The sequence below is a fragment of the Macrococcus sp. CoH-51_TC_04 genome, from assembly GCF_058188655.1.
This window is the reverse complement of record NZ_JBVGOY010000002.1, coordinates 116,999-136,158: the sequence shown is the minus strand read 5'-3', so window position 1 is coordinate 136,158 and position 19,160 is coordinate 116,999. Positions and strand designations below refer to the sequence as shown.

The window sequence follows — 19,160 nt, the reverse complement described above, 5'->3', positions numbered from 1 at the left end:
CTTTTATATGCGGTGGTTTTATTGTACAATGAAAGTTATGTGAGGAGTGTTACAAGTGAATGTTTTTGAAATTAGAGATTACTTAAAAGATGCAATGAAAGAGGAAGCAGTAACCTTTCATTTCGATCGTAAAGAAGAGACTTTAAGGATTGAGCGAAATGATAATCATAAAGGGTTAACGATAAAGCTAGCACCTGTTGCAGCAAAATATAAAGAGAAGAAAGAGAAAATTCTTGACGAAGTACTGTATTATATCAAAGAGACGATTCAAGCGTTTGGGGATGCACAACCTTTTGATGGCCAACCGATAATAATGCCTGTTGTTCGTGCGACGAGTTTCCAGAAAGAACAAAATGGAGTTCCTTTTTTAATTACAGAACATACTGCTGAGACGAATATTTATTACGCAGTGGATCTCGGCAACACTTATCGTCTAATTGATACTGAAGTACAGGAAGCGTTGAATCTATCTGAAGCGCATATTAAGGAGCAGGCTTTATTTAATTTAAATGGTCTGAATAACCCTTATAAAACTGATGTAGTGAATGACAATACATATTATTTCTTTAACTCAAATGATGGATATGATGCAAGTCGTCTGTTAAATAAACAACTGTTGAAGTCGTTTCGTGAGAAGATTACAGGGGAGATGCTTGTCGCTGTACCACATGGCGATGTTTTGATTATTGCTGATATTCAGAACGAGACAGGGTATGATGTGCTCGCTCAGCTGACGATGCAATTTTTCGCAAATGGTCTTGTACCGATTACTTCTTTATCGTTCCAATATGAAGAAGGTAACTTAACACCTGTGTTTATACTAGGTAAGAATAATGCAAAGCGTAATCAAGAAGCAATTCAGCGTATTGAAGCAAACCGCAAAAAATTTGAACAAGAAAAAAACAATAAGGAGTAATCATATGAATCTATTTTATAACGAAATTGTTGGAGATTATTTATTTATCACATTGGAACCTATCGATGGTCCGTTTACGTATGAAACAAACGGGGATATTATCACGATAAAAAAAGACGACCGTGTCGTTGGATATAATGTTAAGGGTGTACAATCATTAAACCTTAAATCTCAAGGTGAGGTTAAATTAACAGAAAGTCTTGTAGATGAAATCAACGCATTACTTAGAGAGAAGGGGCTTGAAACGCCACTCGAAGTTGATTTATCACCGAAGTTTGTTGTTGGCTATGTAGAATCATGTGAAAAGCATCCAGATGCAGATAAATTAAACATTACAAAAGTGGATGTTGGAACAGAAAAATTACAGATTGTTTGTGGTGCAAAAAATATTGCACAAGGGCAAAAGGTAGTAGTAGCTAAAGTAGGTGCGGTGATGCCGAGTGGAATGATGATCAAAGATGCAGAGTTACGCGGCGTGCCATCAAAAGGAATGATATGTTCTGAACGTGAACTTGGTCTGACTGACTCTGAAGAGAAAAAAGGTATTCTAGTGCTAGATGATCACTATACAATCGGCGAAGATTTCTTCAAAGAGAAGTAGGGTGATAAGATGAGCTGGTTTGATAAATTATTCGGAGAATCAAAAGAAAATACTGAAGATATCAGAACAGAAAGACTGGATACCTCAGAAAATGACGTATATAGGCGCCCTCGTGGAAAGTTTCGTTTTCCGGTTGATGTGGACACTGTTAAGACGAAAGATAGTGATCATAAGACGAGCAAGACAAAACTTGAAAAAAATGATGACCCCTTTATCCCTGTACAAGCGCAGTATGATCATCAAAAGACTTCGTTTGATGAAACATACGTTTCCAGAAGACAGAGAAAAGCAGCTCGTAACCAACACCCAGGCTATAAGGTTGAAACCTCTCCATTAGGAAAGAAACAAGGAGATGATGCTCAAATAGAAAAAGCATCTCGTGTGCATCAGCCCAAGTTTAAAGCTTCAGAAGTACCTTCGGCAATATATGGAACAAAAAGTCGTAAAGATCCTTCAATGTTAAAGGGTCGAGCACCTATTGTCCCTAAGAAAAGTACAGCTACACGTCCTGCGACACCGACACATCGCAAAGAAGATAATACGGTCAATATTGAGAATGTATATGCCTCTCAAATAGTTGCTGAAATCAGAAAAGAGCGTGACAAGAAAATTCAGCGTCAAAAAGATTTTCAGGAAGAGCGTAGAAAACTTGCTGATCAGCAAGAAGCGTTTAAATCTATGATTAACCACGAAACGGTTGAACAAGAAGCTGAAGAGAAGAATGTTTTAGAGGATAATGTGCTTGCAGTTGATGATGTCGTGCAATTATCAGAGGATATTATAACGTTATCTGAAGAAGCATTAGTCACTGATATTGAGGTTCAAGCGCTTAGTGAGACGCCAATTAAAGTGAATATCAGCGATGAGGACACAGAGGTTAAACTGAACTCCGGTGAATCGTATACTTTCAGTTCACGTGAAGATGAGACTTTCATGGAAGAAAATATTACTTTTGAAAGTACTGAAGAGGCAGCAGAGGCTACACAGGTAGATGAGGAAGCATTTGACGATGTATCTTTTGAGACGGAAGATGAGATGACTGAAACGATTGAAGTTGAAGATGAAACCGATAGCGAAACAGATGAAACTGTTGAAATATCAGAAAAGGATGAAGGTCCTGTTTCGTTAGAACCTGTGCTATCACCTGACACTAAGAAAGAGAAAGTCACTCCATTTAATGTAGTCATGACACCAAGTGATAAGAAGCGTTTAATGCAGCAACGAGAAGAATCGGAATTATCGCCAGCAGAAGTAAAAATCAAAAGCAATGAACCGATAGAAGAAGTACTAGAGGAGCATCCTGAGACACCTGCTGAGCTACAGGAAGCTGAGGATGAAAGGAAGCTAAGACAGTTCAAGCGCAAAGGACCAAAGTATCTTCTTCCACCTGTCAGCTTACTGAATCCGGAAGATAATATGGAACGAGATGAATCATGGGTTGAAGAACATAAAGCGCAGCTTGATGATGCGTTCTATCATTTTAATGTGCCGGCAAAAGTAGAGAATGTCGTCGTCGGTCCTTCGGTTACACGATTTGAACTTTCGGTAGAGAAAGGTGTAAAGGTTTCGCGCATCACGAATCTTCAGGACGATATTAAAATGGCGTTAGCAGCCAAAGATCTCCGAATAGAGGCACCGATTCCTGGTACTTCGCTTGTCGGTGTTGAAGTACCGAATGTTGAAACGCGTAGCGTTAACTTAAGTGAAATTGTCTTCAGCAAGAAGATGAAATTCTCTGATAGTAATCTGTCTGTCGCGCTCGGAGCTAGAATTAATAACGAACCGATGATTATGGATCTTGCGAAGATGCCGCATGGTTTAATTGCCGGTGCTACAGGCTCTGGTAAATCTGTGTGTATCAACTCAATTCTTATTTCACTGCTATATCGTAATAATCCTAATGAATTGAAATTATTACTGATTGATCCTAAAATGGTCGAGCTTGCGCCATATAATGATTTGCCGCACTTAATTGCACCTGTTATTACTGATGTTAAAGCAGCTACAGAGAGCTTAAAATGGGTTGTCGGTGAGATGGAACGCAGATATCAGATGTTTGCAGATGTCCATGTACGTAACATTACTGCTTATAACCAGAAAGTAGTCTATCAGGAGAGAATTCCGAAGATCGTTGTCGTGATTGATGAATTAGCAGACTTAATGATGATGGCGCCACAAGATGTGGAGCATTCCATTGCACGAATTGCTCAAAAAGCACGTGCAGCAGGTATTCATCTGATACTTGCTACACAACGTCCTTCAGTCAACGTAATCACAGGATTAATCAAAGCGAATGTGCCGACACGCATCGCATTTATGGTATCTTCTTCTGTTGACTCCAGAACAATACTTGATTCTGGTGGCGCTGAGAAATTGTTAGGAAACGGTGATATGCTGTATCTTGGGAATGGGATGAATAAGCCGATTCGAATACAGGGAAGCTATATTTCCGATAGTGAGATTGATGAAGTTGTAGGCTATATTAAGTCTCAAGGGAAACCAAACTATCTCTTCCATGAGAAGACTTTGCTGAAGAAGTTATCAGAGCAGCCGAAAGATGAACTGTTCAATGATATTTGCAACTTTATGATAGAAGAAGGGCATATTTCGACTTCTCAAATACAAAGACGCTTCCAGATAGGCTATAATAGAGCAGCGCGAATTATCGATCAACTGGAAGAAATGGGTTATGTCAGTGGTCAGAATGGCTCTAAACCAAGAGATGTGCTGATAACAGAAAAACAAGAAGAATATTAGGAGATGAATTTATGACTTTATATCATTTTGTTGGTATTAAAGGTTCAGGAATGAGTGCGTTAGCTCAAATACTATTTGATATGGGTGAAACAGTACAAGGATCAGATATCGAGAAAGAATTTTTTACAGAGAAATCTTTAAGAGAAAAAGGAATAACAATACTGCCATTTAATCAGGAGAATATTAAAGAAGGTATGACAATCATTGCCGGTAACGCATTTAATGATGACCATGAAGAAATTGTGCGTGCACATGAACTTGGACTTACTGTAACTCGTTATCATGACTTTCTAGGCAACTTCATGGGTCAATATACATCTGTGGCAGTTACTGGTTCTCACGGTAAGACGTCGACAACTGGACTGTTATCTCATGTGATGAATGGTGACAAGAAGACTTCTTACCTCATTGGTGATGGTACAGGGATGGGGATGCCTGGTAGTGAGTATTTTGCATTTGAAGCCTGCGAATATCGCAGACATTTCTTAAGCTATTCACCGGATTATGCGATTATTACAAATATCGACTTTGATCATCCCGACTACTTTGCATCGATGAGCGATGTGTTCAATGCATTCCAGGAGATGACGAAGAAGGTTAAGAAAGCAATTGTAGCTTGTGGTGACGATGAGAATTTAAGAGATATCGTAGCAGATATCCCGATTTATTACTATGGCTTTAAAGAAGATAATAAAGTCGTTGCAAAGAATATGAAGACGACCCCACAAGGGACACAGTTTGAAGTGTATATTGACGGAGAATTGTTTGATACGTTTGTTACTCCAATGTATGGAGATCATCAAGTACTGAATGCACTTGCTGTCATAACAATCTGTCACCTAGAAGGACTGGATAACGCAGCTGTAAAACATGCTTTAAGCACATTTGGTGGCGTTAAACGTCGTTTTAGTGAAAAGGTACAGGACGAACAGATTCTTATCGATGATTATGCACATCATCCAACTGAGATTAAAGCGACGCTACAATCTGCACACCTGAAATATCCTGAGCGTAAAGTCATCGCAGTATTTCAGCCGCATACATTTTCACGTACAAGTGCATTTCTTGAAGATTTCGCAAATAGTTTAAAGCTTGCAGATAAAGTATATCTCTGTGATATCTTCGGTTCAGCACGTGAAGATAGTGGGGAGCTGACAATCGGTGACTTGCAAATATTGATTCCAGGTGCTGAACTGATAAACGAATCCAACGTCAATCTGCTGAAACAATATAAAGATGCAGTGGTTATCTTTATGGGTGCAGGAGATATACAGAAAATTCAAGTCGCATATGAAAATTTAAAATAGTATGATATGATGTTTATTAATAAGGTATAAGGGTAATTTAGAGTATAACAAGTTAATAATTTTAGGAGGCGTTTTTATGGAATGGATTTTACCGATTGCAGGTCTAATCGCTGCGATTGCATTTTTAATTCTATGTGTATTCATCGGAATCACTTTATTATCAGTGAAGAAGAATTTAGATCATGTAGCTAAAACTTTAGATGGTGTTGAAGGACAAATTCAAGGAATCACTCGTGAATCAACAGATTTACTTCACAAAACTAATCGTTTAGCAGAAGATGTTCAGGACAAATCTCAACGTTTAAATTCAGTTGTAGATGCAGTGAAAGGTATTGGTGATTCAGTACAGAACTTAAACAGTTCAGTTAATAATGTTACATCATCAATTACGCATAACATCTCGCAGAACGAAGATAAGATTTCTCAAGTTGTTCAGTGGTCAAACGTTGCAATGGAAGTTGCTGATAAATGGCAGATGAGAAAGCAACGTCGTGGTACTGTAAATTTTAATGATGATATTTATCGTACACCACAAAATAACTTTAATGAAACACATACAACAGGTGATCATTTAGATCAGGATAAAATTAATGCAGGTTTAAAGTAAACCGCTAAGGGAATGTACATTATGTACATTCTTTTTTTAGGAGGGAATAAGATGGAAACTTATAATAGAGATTTACATACACATACAGTTAAAGAATACGAAGTGAAAAAGGATACAACAGCACGTGACTTTTCATTAGGACTTGTCGCAGGACTTGCAGTGGGGTCATTTATCGGTTTACTCGTTGCTCCAAAATCAGGTAAAGTACTGCAAGAAGAACTTGGAGAAAAGGTAGAAGTATTAAAATCAAAATCTATACAATCATATACTGATCAAATTAAAAATGCTGAAAGCTTTAAAGAGAAAGCTGTTACATTTAACGCAGATCTTTCTAAGGAGAATCAAAGCGATCTAGAGCTTCAGAAGAGAGCAATTAAAGCTGAGGTGAACGATGATACTTTGAAGCAGCCAGATGCAGTTGTGGATAAAGCATTAACGCCAAACAAGGACGAAGCATTGTTAGAAAACAAAAAAACTAAGCACATTGCTGACAATTTATCCCCTAAAAACAAATAATCACAAAATATCTTTGTAATATGATAAAATAGTAGGCCTAAAGTCTACTATTTTTTTAATTTTAAAATAAAAGAGGTCAAACGATGAACGATTTAAATGCATTACGCGAAAACATTGAAACATTAAACATTGAAATATTAAAGCTGTTAAGCGAACGTGGTGAAATTGCAAAGCAGATCGGACAAGAAAAACGTAAGCAAGGCACTGCAATCTATGATCCCGAACGCGAAAAACAAATGATTAATAAATTGTTGGATTTAAATGATGGTCCATTTGATGACAATGTTATCAAGCAGTTATTTAAGGAAATATTTAAAGCTTCAACAGAATTACAGAAGTCTGAAAGTGAGAAGCATCTTTTAGTCTCACGTAAGTTAAAACAAGAAGACACTATTGTTACATTCGATAACGGAGGCATCATCGGTGCAGGTACAAAGTCATATGTATTTGGACCATGTTCAGTAGAATCTGCAGAACAAGTTGAAGCAGTCGCTAAAAATCTCCATGACAAAGGTGAAAAATTTATTCGTGGTGGCGCATTTAAGCCAAGAACTTCTCCGTATGATTTCCAAGGACTAGGAGAAGAAGGATTACAAATTCTTCACGATGCGGGTAAGAAATATAACCTCAACGTTGTCAGTGAAATTGTCAATCCAGCGCATTTTGAACTTGCAGACCAGTATGTTGATGTATTCCAGATCGGTGCGCGAAATATGCAGAACTTTGAACTCCTTAAAGAAGCAGGACGTACAAATAAACCCGTACTTCTTAAGCGTGGACTGAGCGCAACGATAGAAGAGTTTGTCTATGCAGCCGAATACATCTATGCACAAGGCAATTCAAAGATTATTTTATGTGAGCGTGGTATTCGCACGTATGAAAAAGCAACAAGAAATACATTAGATATTTCTGCCGTACCAATATTAAAGCAAGGTACACACCTTCCTGTATTGGTAGATGTTACACATTCAACGGGACGTAAGGATATTATGCTGCCGGTAGCTCGTGCTGCACTCGCAGTTGGTGCAGATGGGGTGATGGCTGAAGTACATCCAAATCCAGCCGTTGCATTAAGTGATGCCGGTCAGCAGATGGATTTTGAAGAGTTCGAAAATTTCTATAAAGCGTTAAATGAATTTAAAAGTAAATTTTAACAATAAAAAATTTGCTTAAAATAATCATTTAGAATGAAAAGTCTTTGAAAACGTGTTAGAATAATAAATAAAACGTTTTCAGGAGGAAAAAATGACCGTAACAATATATGACGTAGCACGCGAAGCGAAAGTATCTATGGCCACTGTATCTCGTGTCGTAAATGGCAATCCAAATGTGAAGCCTGCGACAAGAGATCGCGTAAATGAAGTGATTGAACGTCTGAACTATCGTCCAAATGCAGTCGCACGTGGGCTAGCAAGCAAGAAGACTACAACAGTTGGGGTAATCATCCCGGATATTTCTAATATGTATTATTCAGAACTTGCACGTGGATTAGAAGATATCGCTAAGATGTATAAATATCAGACAATCATTTCAAATTCTGATAATGATGCATTAAAAGAACAAGAAATCTTTAATAACTTACTGTCAAAGCAAGTTGATGGCATCATATTCTTAGGGGGGACACTCTCTGAGAAGACAGCAGAGATGATACGTAAATCGAGTGTACCTGTGGTATTATCAGGGACACTCGATCAAGATGAAAGCTTACCTTCAGTGAATATCGATTATGTGGATGCGAGTAGAAAAATTACCCATAAATTCATAGAAGCAGGTGTGAAACGATTTGCATTTGTTGGTGGAGGATATTCTGAAAAAGCACAGATCGATGTATTAAGTGGAATGAAATCATTGCTCGGCGAACATGCGATTGAATTACCGGAATCAGCTCAATATATAGGGGCTGAACAATATTTAGATGGTGAGAAGGCATATAGAGTGATTAAAGAGACGAATCCTGAAGTTATACTATGCATTAGTGATGAGCAGGCGATTGGTATCGTACATGCAGCACAGGATGACGGAAGAGTTATACCTGATGATTTACAGGTCATCAGTTTTAACAATACTCGATTAGTGAAAATGGTACGCCCGAAGCTTTCAAGTGTAATGCAGCCATTATATGATATCGGTGCTGTGGGGATGCGTCTTTTGACTAAATATATGAACGATGAGCCGATTGAAGATCAGAAAGTCGTTCTACCTTATAGAATAGAATATCGTGGAACGACGAAATAGAAATTAAGGACCTTGCGTATGCGAGGTCCTTTTTTTATGGGTTGGTAAAGTGGCTCGTAAAATAAAAACACGAGCACCTAGTAATGCTGTACGATACGTGCCAGCATCATTTTATTTTTTTCTTCGATATCGCGTCTTCTAGGTATGACTCGATACCCTTGTAGATCTTCATTCCATGTTTTTGGCATCTTTACTTGTGCTTTACTTTGCCACATCGTAATCCAGTCATCTGGTATTGCACCTTCTAAATAACTGCGTCCGAGCATCGCATTATATACTTGTGCCCAGGCGAGTGGTGCGACTTGAAAGATATTATAACCGCCACCTCCGACAGCAATCCACTTTCCATTTGTATATTCATTTGCTAATCGAAGGACGATTTGTGGGATGTGCTGATATGTCCTGTGTGTACAAGAGAGGTGTGTCAATGGATCAAGATAATGTGCATCCGCACCATTTTGACTTAATATAATATCCGGTTTAAAGAATTCACATGCTGCGCGTAAACTTTCTTCAAAACATTCTAGAAATGAATCATCTTCAGTATAGGCATCAACAGGTATATTCATACTGTATAAATAACCATCACCTTCACCTTTTTCAGTAATGGCACCAGTTCCTGGGAACAAGTACCGACCTGTCTCATGAATAGAGTAGGTCATCACCTGATTATCGCTGTAGAAAGCAAACTGTACGCCATCACCATGATGTGCGTCGGTATCGATATAGAGCACACGTTGTTTATATTTACGTTTCATATATTCTATAGCGACTGCAGAATCATTATAGATACAAAATCCTGAAGCACGTCCAGTGAAGCCGTGATGGAGCCCACCACCAAAGTTACATGCGGTATGATCGATACCAGTCATAACAATATCGCATGCAGTAAGCGTTGCGCCTACTAACAACGCGCTCATTTCATGCATATCTTTAAAGTTCGGTGTATCATTTGAGTTAAGTCCAAATTTATCACAATCACCGGCACTCAGTTCTCCGCGTCCTGCCTTTTTTACAGCTTCAATGTATTCTGGCTGATGAATGAGCATCAGTTCTTCATCTGTTGCAGTACGGGGCTCAACGATATCTTCTGCGCGCAGCAGTGATAAGCTTTCAAGCAGTGATTTCGTAAGTAACAGGCGCATCTGATTAAACGGGTGATCATCACGAAAGCGGTATTTCAGCAAGTTCTTTGAGTAGACGAATTTTGTCATAGGCCGCTTTCGAAAGGATCAAGTACTGTGAATCCTTTCTTCTCCAGATCAAATATCGCAATATTTGGATTCATTGCAAGCATGCGTAACGTCACAATTTTCTTACCGACCTGTGCTGTATCCCGGAATACGAGAATACTCTCGATACTGATCTTATGTCTATGAAATACTTCCGTGACTTCGTGCATAATACCCGGTTCATCAGGAATGCTAATCTGTATTGTTGTACCTGGACGTGTTACACCGGTAAGCTCAATAAATGTATTGAGCATATCTTTACTGGTTACAATGCCCACAACTTTCTCGTTTTGTACAACTGGAATGCTGGCGATAGATGCATCATAAAAATCAACTGCAATATCTGCCACAAAATCAAGAGGGTGGCATGTAATCACATTTTTTTTCATAATCTGTGAAATCGGGACATTATAATCAATTGCTTCATCATGTTTTAATAGTGACGGCAATACTTCTTTTATTTCACGATCTGAAATAATACCTTGCAAATGCTGTTCATCGTCTACAACCGGTAAATGGCGAATGTTCTTATCATTCATCAATGCGATGGCCTGAGCGATAGAACCTTCTGTATTGAATGTAATACATGGTGATGTCATAATGCGTTCTACTAACATAATTACCCTCCTATAAGAAAAAGCGATTCTGGAATCTAATATTATCGAATGTCTGTATCTGATCATTTGTAATGCGTTTGCCTATTCTTGCCATCAAGCAGTTGGCCGGATGACTTGTAATTTCAGGATCATCTGTAGAGAATACTTCCATGCCACCAGCAGCCATCATCTTCTGCATAATTTTTTTATATTCGAATACATCCAGGCCACTGTTCTTTAAATCCCAATGCCAATAATATTCGGTCGTAATAATGATATAATCTTCCATCGCATCATCTTGCATTGACAGTTCAAGCATGGCCTTACCAAGGCCCATTGCACGATACTGTTCACTAATTTCTATCGCGCCAAGCTCTAATAGATAAGGTAAGTTTCCATCACTCCATCGTTCTAATGGATCTGGATATAGATAAGTTGTATATCCGATAATATTGTCACCATCTCGGCATATAATGATACGTCCTTCCTCGAGGTCTGCAATTTCCTGAATTGCTACAAATTGTTCTTTCGGAATTCTGAATGCAACGAGACCCTCATCAAATGTATATTTCTTTAAGGTATCACTGTCTATTGGGCCTTCGACGATAATTGATTTTCCGTTAGCTTCAACTGTGCGTTTATAGTAAGTTTTAGTATGCTCCATAGTCACTCCTTGAGAAATAATTTTATATTTTGAAAAATCAGTCAACTTTATTATATAATATAAGAGTAATAATGAAAACGATTACATAGGGGGATTTTAAAATGAAGACAGAAATTTTTGAAGCAGTTCAAGGTGATCACAATCTATCTAACTACGAGGAAGTGTATAACAACTTTGACTGGAAGGAAGTTGAGAAGAACTTCTCATGGCATAATACAGGGAAAGTTAATATGGCTTATGAATGCATTGATAAACATGTCGATAATGGTAAAGGGGATAAAGTAGCGTTACACTACAAAGATGCAAATCGCGAGGAATCATATACTTTTGAAGAGATGCAGCGCAATTCAAATAAGGCTGCGAATGTGCTCGTTCAGGAAGCGGGTGTTAAAAAAGGAGACCGTGTATTTATCTTTATGCCACGCTCTCCCGAACTTTACTTTGCCTTTTTAGGCGTTCTTAAGATTGGTGCTATCGTAGGGCCATTATTTGAAGCATTCATGGAGAAAGCAGTACGTGACCGCTTAGAGAATAGTGAAGCGAGTGTCATCATTACAACGAAAAGTCTACTCGGACGTATACCAAAAGACGAATTACCACACTTAAAACATATTGTTGTAGTAGATAAAGATGTAGAGGAAGGATATATCGATTTCAATGCTAAGTTTGAGTCTGCATCAGATGAATTTGAAATTGAATGGCTGACACTGGATGATGGTTTAATTCTTCATTATACTTCTGGTTCAACTGGACAGCCAAAAGGAGTGCTTCATGTACAGAATGCAATGATCCAGCACTATATTTCTGGATACTACGTATTAGACTTAAAAGAAGATGACATCTACTGGTGTACAGCAGATCCAGGATGGGTTACAGGGACGAGCTACGGTATATTTGCACCATGGTTGAACGGTGTGACAAATGTAATCGCAGGTGGAAGGTTCTCTCCAGAAGGATGGTATAAGACGATACAGCAATTTAAAGTGACAGTGTGGTATTCTGCACCGACAGCATTCCGTATGTTAATGGGTGCAGGGGATGAAGTGATTAACAAATTTGACCTTTCGAGCTTACGTCATATACTGTCTGTCGGTGAACCTTTGAATCCTGAAGTAATTAAATGGGGGCACAATGTATTTAAACTGCGTATTCATGATACGTGGTGGATGACAGAAACAGGAGGTCATATGATTGTGAACTATCCTGCGATGGATATTAAATCTGGTTCGATGGGTAAACCATTACCTGGCATTATTGCAGCAATCGTTGATAATGAAGGTAACGAGCTTCCGCCAAACCGTATGGGAAACTTAGCGATGAAATCAGGATGGCCATCGATGATGAAAGAAATTTGGAATAATGAAGCGAAGTATAAATCATATTTCTTACCAGGAGACTGGTATATTTCAGGTGATTCTGCATATATGGATGAAGATGGCTACTTCTGGTTCCAGGGACGTGTAGATGATGTTATTATGACGGCGGGAGAACGTGTAGGCCCATTTGAAGTAGAATCTAAGCTTGTAGAACATCCAGCGGTACAAGAGGCGGGTGTTATCGGAAAGCCGGATCCGGTTCGCGGAGAAATCATTAAGGCATTTATTGCACTCCGTGAAGGGTATGAAGCAACAGATGAACTGAAAGAAGAAATTCGCGTGTTTGTAAAAGAAGGACTTGCAGCACATGCCGCACCTAGAGAAATCGAGTTTAAAGATAAGCTGCCGAAGACACGTTCAGGTAAGATTATGAGACGTGTACTTAAGGCATGGGAACTAGATTTGCCGACGGGTGATTTAAGTACGATGGAAGATTAATATTTGAAGGTCAGAACGATGATGTTCTGACCTTTTTTAGTGTGGTAACACAGACACAGAACGCGTGCGGTATTTTATTATAATTTTAAGAATTAATAATAGAAAACATTCGACAATGTGAAAGCGTTATCTTATTATTAGGATGTAAAGACACTTTAAATGATTAGGAGAATGTTAAAATGACGAAATATTTATCAGATTTAGAAATTGCTAATCAGGCAACGATTAAACCGATTGCTGAAATCGCTGAAGCTGCAGGTATTCCTGATGATGCGGTTGAGCAATACGGGCATTATAAAGCAAAGATTGACACTTCTAAAGTGACTACAGATAAGCAAGGTAAAGTAGTACTTGTGACTGCGATGAGTCCAACACCGGCTGGTGAAGGTAAATCAACAGTCACTGTAGGTATTTCAGATGCATTTAAAGCGTTAGGTAAGAACGTTATGGTAGCTTTGCGTGAGCCGAGTTTAGGTCCGGTATTTGGTATGAAAGGTGGAGCGACTGGTGGGGGTCGTGCACAAGTCTTACCGATGGAAGAAATTAATCTGCACTTCAATGGAGATTTACACGCCATCACAACAGCAAATAATGCATTAGCAGCATTTATCGATAATCATATTTATCAAGGGAATAGATTAAATATTGATCCACGTCGCGTTGAGTGGAAGCGTGTCATCGATATGAATGACCGTGCATTACGTCAAGTGGTTGTTGGTCTTGGTGGTCCTTTCAAAGGAGTACCCCGTGAAGATGGTTTCGATATCACGGTAGCAAGTGAAATCATGGCTGTATTCTGTCTTTCAAACAATATTGAAGATCTAAAAGAAAACCTAGGAAAAATGACAATCGGTTATACTTATGACCGCAAACCAGTTACTGTTAAAGAATTAGGAGTAGAAGGTGCCTTAGCATTAATCCTTAAAGATGCATTAAAACCAAACTTAGTACAAACAATCGAAGGTACACCTGCGCTTATTCACGGTGGACCGTTCGCTAATATTGCTCACGGATGTAACTCAATCATCGCAACGAAGACTGCACGTAAATTAGCAGATATCGTTGTTACTGAATCAGGATTTGGTTCAGATTTAGGTGCTGAGAAGTTCATGGATATTAAAGCGCGTAAAGCAGGTCTACAACCAGATGCAATCGTTGTAGTTGCTACTATCCGTGCGCTTAAGATGCATGGTGGAGTTGCAAAGAATGAGCTTGGAGCTGAAAATGTAGAAGCATTAAAATCCGGTATTCAGAACCTAGAGAAACATATCGAAAACTTAAATCAATTTGGTGTTGAACCAGTTATCGCTTTAAATAATTTCGTTACGGATACAGATGCTGAACGTGAATTTGTTATTAACTGGGCAAAAGAACATGGTGTGAAATTAGCATTAACTGAAGTATGGGAACATGGTGGTGAAGGTGGTAAAGATTTGGCGAACTTAGTATTAGAAGTGCTGGAACAACCACAAAACTTTAAACCATTATATGACCTATCGTTACCAGTTGAAGAGAAAATCCGTACAATCGTTCAAAAGATCTACGGTGCAGATGATGTAGTATTCACTGATAAAGCGAAGAAACAATTAAAAACAATCGCTGACAATGGCTGGAATGAATATCCAGTATGTATGGCGAAGACGCAATACTCATTCTCTGATGATCCTAAGAAACTAGGTCGTCCATCTGGATTTGAAATTACAATCCGTGAATTAATTCCTAAGACAGGTGCAGGATTCATCGTTGCATTAACAGGGGACATTATGACCATGCCTGGTCTTCCAAAAGAACCGGCAGCACTGCGTATGGATGTAGATAAAGAGGGTAATGCAGTAGGTTTATTCTAATAGAATATTACTCAAGTGATGATAAATAATAAGAAGAACCGATCAGTATAGAAAGCAATACGTTTCTATACCGACCGGTTCTTTTTTAGTTTCTCTTTTTCTTTTGCGTATTTTGTTTCGATTTCGTAAAGATCTTACTTTTTGTTGCAGGGTCTAGCTTAATACCAAGTCTATTCAATACATCAGGAGTATCTAGTGTTTTCTGAGTTAAATCAGTTTTGTCAGATACGAGACTTTCTTTTGTAGATTCACCAGATACACAGCCGGATGTGCTATTCGTAAATTGACAGATGCTTTGTTTTGTTACGCTCTTTGGCTGGTTAAATCGTTCACCGACACCCATCTGGGATTGGTCGATTGATGAAATCTGATTGGCGATATCACGCCATAACTTGAGCTGGTAATGATTTTCTTCATCAAATGTAGTTGGAACATCATAGCCCATCCAGATACCCATTGTTACTTTAGGGTTATAAGCAACAAACAGACTGTCTTTTGCATCTTGAGTCGTACCTGTCTTGCCGGCCCAGTCCTGATTATATAGGAAGGTGCCTTTCAATGAATAAGCACTACCAGTATCGAGTACGCCACGTAACATATCAGTCGTCATATAAGCGGTAGATGCACTATAAATACGCTCTGGTTTTGCTTCATGCTGATAGATGACTTTGCCATCTTTAGCTTTAATACGTTCGATCATATAGCTTTCTTGATAGTTTCCTCCATTGGCTAAAGTTGAGAAACCATCCACATTATTTTTAAGCGTGATATCTGTCGCACCGAGTGCTAATGATAAGTTTTCCTGTTCAGATCCTGGAATATTAAAGTCCATCTTGTTTAATAATTCCCATGGCTTCTTATCCTGAATACTAGAATATAGTCTTAAAGTACTTAAGTTTAAAGAATTCTCTAACGCATAACGTGTTGTCACATTCCCGTATTCCATACGTGCATAGTTTTCTGGTTCATAACCATTGTAATTAAACTTTTTATCGAGCAGCATCGTCTCTGGCGCCGTAATGCCATACTCCATTGCAGGAGCATAGGTTAATAATGGTTTGATTGTAGATCCTGGAGAACGTTTCGTTTTCATTGCGTGGTTGTTTTGTGACTTATCGTGATCTCGGCCACCAATAAACGCGATAATTTTACCCGTCTTATTTTCTTTTAAAAGGACACCGACTTCTTGGCTCAATGTCTTTGTTTTTCCGCCTGCCTCTACTTGTCGGTCATAAGAATAATAGTTTGGATTATCTTTGACTGCATTCATTGCATCGAAAATGGGTTTATTAATTGTAGTTTCTACGATATACCCATCGTTACGTACAGCACGTTCTGCGATGCCCTTATACTTTTCTTGAAGAACGGGTGTTTCATCAAGTTCTGTCTTTGAAACATTATCCTTTGAAGCAAAGTGGTATTTCAGAATATCTATAGCTTCATCTTCAACTTCTTGGGTCAGGAAAGGATATTTTTCGTTTGGCGTCTCTACATCTTTCGTAAATGACTTAACGATGTTAAATGATTTTGCTTTATCATATTCTGTTTTATTGATCTTATTTTCCTGATACATACGTGATAGAACATATTGCTGTCTTGTCAGCCCATATGCAAGATCATCTTTAGATTTGACTGAACCGTCCTGCAAAAAGGGTGTATATGTATAAGGATTTTGTGGAAGGCCTGCGATATATGCAGCTTGAGCGATGTTAAGCTCGTTTGCTTTAACACCGAAAATCCCTTGAGCAGCCGCTTCGATTCCAGCGATGTTCTGACCATTCGTGTTGCGACCAAAACTGACGACATTTAAATAAGCTTCAATAATTTCATCTTTCGTCAGTGCTTTTTCTACTTTAAAAGAAAGCATCATTTCTTTGGCTTTTCTTTGGAAGGAAGTTTCATTTGTTAACAGCTGATTCTTGATAAGCTGCTGTGTTAAAGTACTGCCTCCACTCGTCGCGCCAGTGTTAAGAAATTCTTGAGCAGTTGCTCGTATAAAAGCTTTCGGTACAATACCTCTATGGCGATAGAAACTTTCATCTTCAGTAGCAATCAATGCATCTTTCACATGAGGACTCATATCCTTAAGCTTAACAACTTGTCGCTGTGTATCAGCGTTTAAATTACCAAGTGATTCTCCCGAACCGAAATATACAGTTGTACTTTGTGTCATCTCATAAAGTGATTTCTTCAATTCACTGTTAGACTTTACCGGCTCATCTTTTACTAGTGCCAGGAAATAGCCACTACCGATCCCAAGCATGAGCGTAGCGAATAAAATGCCTGCTGTAATTAGAAAGAGCAGTGTTTTTGAAACAGTTTCATAAAGGCCATTAAAGATAACGTAGGGGGTAAATTTAATGTTTTTGAATCCTTCCTTATAGCCTATAAGTTGACGCTTAAATTTATCTTTGTATGAAGTTTTGTTTGCCATATTTTTTCCTCCTGAATATTTTTTTAGTATATCATAATTTCAGGTTCTTGACTTCACTCATCCAATTTTATACACTAGTATCATAATTGATTTGAAACTAAATATAAAGACTTTTCGGGACAAGTAATGATTGAACTTGAATTTAGAGACTTAGTGGGTGGTGAAAACTAAGCATGTTCTTTGATGAATACACCTGATATGTGGAGTCTACGTCATAATGAGCGTTTTCATTAATAAAGTGATGAGTAATCATAAGTTTGGTGGTACCGTGCATTCAAGCACCCTTACATTTGTAGGGGGGCTTTTTTATTTTAATTAAGAGGAGGAAATTAATATGACAAGTGCATTATTAGAAGATTTAAGATGGAGAGGTTTAATCTATCAGGAGACGAATCCTGAAGAAATGGAAGCTTTGCTGAATAAGGAATCGGTAAGCGTATACTGTGGAACGGACCCGACTGCAGATAGCCTGCATATCGGCCATCTCCTTCCTTTCATGACTTTAAAACGATTCCAGGCACATGGACATCGCCCTGTCGTTCTCATTGGGGGCGCTACAGGAATGATTGGCGATCCATCTGGGAGAACAGATGAGCGTACACTGCAGACATTAGCGCAAGTTCAGCATAATGTCGACGGTATCAGCAAACAGATGGAGCAGTTATTTAATTTCGGTACTGAAAATGGTGCAATTCGTGTAGACAATAAAGACTGGCTTGGTGAAATTGATCTGTTGACGTTCTTAAGAGATTACGGAAAGCATGTCGGTGTAAACTATTTATTAAATAAAGACAGTATCGCATCTCGTCTTGAAACAGGGATTTCTTTCACAGAGTTTACTTATACAATTCTGCAGGCCATTGACTTTGGACATTTAAATAAAACATTGAACGTTAAGCTCCAGATCGGTGGCAGTGACCAGTGGGGTAATATCACAAGTGGGATGGAACTCATGCGACGTATGTATGGCGAAGTTGAAGCTTATGGTATGACAGTTCCTTTAGTTGTAAAATCTGACGGCAAGAAGTTTGGTAAATCGGAAGGAGGGGCCATTTGGTTAGATCGCACGAAGACGACACCTTATGAGTTCTACCAGTTCTGGATCAATACACCAGATAGCGATGTTATCAAGTTTTTAAAATACTTTACCTTCTTAAGTAAAGAAGAGATAGATGCTTTAGAAGCATCCGTTGAAAACGAACCGCACTTGCGTCTTGCACAAAAACGATTAGCCGAAGAGGTAACGAAATATGTCCATGATGAATCTGCATTAGAAGAAGCAGTTAATATTACAAACGCTTTATTCAAAGGGGATTTAAAGGCTTTAACAGCGGATCAGTTACGCACAAGCTTTAAAGATGTGCCACAGGCAAAAGTTACAACAACAAATCTCGTTGAATTATTAATAGAAGCGGGCATCTCTCCAAGTAAACGTCAGGCAAGAGAAGATATTACAAACGGTGCGATATCGATTAACGGAGAGAAGGTTCAGGATGTTGCGTATGAAATCGTAGCGACTGACAAGATTGAGGGTGAGTTTACGATTATTAGACGTGGCAAAAAGAAATACTTTATGATTATTCACTAATACACTGACTATGTTTACAGTCCATGTATTTAGGGTAAAATTAAGT

15 protein-coding genes are annotated in these 19,160 nt (G+C 38.5%); 11 read left to right on the top strand and 4 right to left on the bottom strand.

The window, feature by feature from the left end; all coding sequences use genetic code 11:
- The first annotated feature begins 55 nt into the window (after positions 1 to 55).
- The 8 genes from ACZ2V4_RS03580 (at position 56) to ccpA (ending at position 8,939) form a co-directional block, all read left to right on the top strand.
- Entirely contained in the window at positions 56 to 916 is an 861-nt protein-coding gene (locus ACZ2V4_RS03580; RefSeq protein ID WP_219492722.1) for a DUF1444 domain-containing protein, read from the top strand.
- Between the two features lie 4 nt (positions 917 to 920).
- Positions 921 to 1,517 carry a YtpR family tRNA-binding protein gene (gene ytpR / locus ACZ2V4_RS03575; protein ID WP_219492719.1) on the top strand — a complete coding sequence of 199 codons (597 nt, stop codon included), beginning with the start codon at positions 921 to 923 and terminating at the stop codon, positions 1,515 to 1,517.
- Positions 1,518 to 1,526: 9 nt separating this feature from the next.
- On the top strand, positions 1,527 to 4,274 hold the full coding sequence (locus tag ACZ2V4_RS03570; protein ID WP_490514507.1) for a DNA translocase FtsK: 2,748 nt from the start codon (positions 1,527 to 1,529) through the stop codon (positions 4,272 to 4,274).
- Between the two features lie 11 nt (positions 4,275 to 4,285).
- Positions 4,286 to 5,581, top strand: a complete 1,296-nt coding sequence (gene murC, locus ACZ2V4_RS03565; protein ID WP_219492715.1) for a UDP-N-acetylmuramate--L-alanine ligase — start codon at positions 4,286 to 4,288, stop codon at positions 5,579 to 5,581.
- A 76-nt stretch (positions 5,582 to 5,657) separates the two neighbouring features.
- Entirely contained in the window at positions 5,658 to 6,188 is a 531-nt protein-coding gene (locus ACZ2V4_RS03560) for a DUF948 domain-containing protein (RefSeq protein WP_099483672.1), read from the top strand.
- Between the two features lie 51 nt (positions 6,189 to 6,239).
- Positions 6,240 to 6,704, top strand: coding sequence for a YtxH domain-containing protein (locus tag ACZ2V4_RS03555; protein ID WP_219492714.1), 465 nt, complete (start codon positions 6,240 to 6,242; stop codon positions 6,702 to 6,704).
- Positions 6,705 to 6,787: 83 nt separating this feature from the next.
- On the top strand, positions 6,788 to 7,858 hold the full coding sequence (locus ACZ2V4_RS03550) for a bifunctional 3-deoxy-7-phosphoheptulonate synthase/chorismate mutase (RefSeq protein WP_219492711.1): 1,071 nt from the start codon (positions 6,788 to 6,790) through the stop codon (positions 7,856 to 7,858).
- A gap of 91 nt (positions 7,859 to 7,949) precedes the next feature.
- Complete coding sequence (gene ccpA / locus ACZ2V4_RS03545; RefSeq protein WP_219492709.1) at positions 7,950 to 8,939, top strand: catabolite control protein A; 990 nt, start codon at positions 7,950 to 7,952, stop codon at positions 8,937 to 8,939.
- A gap of 77 nt (positions 8,940 to 9,016) precedes the next feature.
- Here the strand turns inward: ccpA and ACZ2V4_RS03540 are convergent, their stop codons facing one another.
- From ACZ2V4_RS03540 to ACZ2V4_RS03530, 3 genes are read right to left on the bottom strand one after another with little or no spacing between them, the layout of a single operon-like run.
- Positions 9,017 to 10,153 carry an acetoin utilization protein AcuC gene (locus tag ACZ2V4_RS03540; protein WP_420493841.1) on the bottom strand — a complete coding sequence of 379 codons (1,137 nt, stop codon included), beginning with the start codon at positions 10,151 to 10,153 and terminating at the stop codon, positions 9,017 to 9,019.
- Positions 10,150 to 10,788 (bottom strand): CBS and ACT domain-containing protein, encoded by a 639-nt coding sequence (locus ACZ2V4_RS03535; RefSeq protein ID WP_219492705.1) that lies wholly within the window; start codon positions 10,786 to 10,788, stop codon positions 10,150 to 10,152. Before ACZ2V4_RS03535 ends, ACZ2V4_RS03540 begins: the two co-directional genes overlap by 4 nt.
- A gap of 10 nt (positions 10,789 to 10,798) precedes the next feature.
- Positions 10,799 to 11,431, bottom strand: coding sequence for a GNAT family N-acetyltransferase (locus tag ACZ2V4_RS03530; RefSeq protein ID WP_219492702.1), 633 nt, complete (start codon positions 11,429 to 11,431; stop codon positions 10,799 to 10,801).
- A 101-nt stretch (positions 11,432 to 11,532) separates the two neighbouring features.
- On the opposite strand from ACZ2V4_RS03530, the gene acsA reads away from it, so the two are divergent.
- A complete protein-coding gene (gene acsA, locus ACZ2V4_RS03525; protein ID WP_420493840.1) occupies positions 11,533 to 13,245 on the top strand; it encodes an acetate--CoA ligase in 1,713 nt (570 codons plus the stop codon).
- Between the two features lie 179 nt (positions 13,246 to 13,424).
- Positions 13,425 to 15,092 (top strand): formate--tetrahydrofolate ligase, encoded by a 1,668-nt coding sequence (locus ACZ2V4_RS03520; RefSeq protein ID WP_420493839.1) that lies wholly within the window; start codon positions 13,425 to 13,427, stop codon positions 15,090 to 15,092.
- An 85-nt stretch (positions 15,093 to 15,177) separates the two neighbouring features.
- On the opposite strand, the gene ACZ2V4_RS03515 is transcribed toward ACZ2V4_RS03520, so the two are convergent.
- Positions 15,178 to 17,526 carry a transglycosylase domain-containing protein gene (locus tag ACZ2V4_RS03515; RefSeq protein ID WP_420493838.1) on the bottom strand — a complete coding sequence of 783 codons (2,349 nt, stop codon included), beginning with the start codon at positions 17,524 to 17,526 and terminating at the stop codon, positions 15,178 to 15,180.
- Positions 17,527 to 17,860: 334 nt separating this feature from the next.
- Here ACZ2V4_RS03515 and tyrS point away from each other — a divergent pair, with 334 nt between their 5' ends.
- Positions 17,861 to 19,114: a tyrosine--tRNA ligase gene (gene tyrS / locus ACZ2V4_RS03510; RefSeq protein ID WP_490514506.1), complete on the top strand. Its 1,254-nt coding sequence runs from the start codon at positions 17,861 to 17,863 to the stop codon at positions 19,112 to 19,114.
- Positions 19,115 to 19,160: the final 46 nt, after the last annotated feature.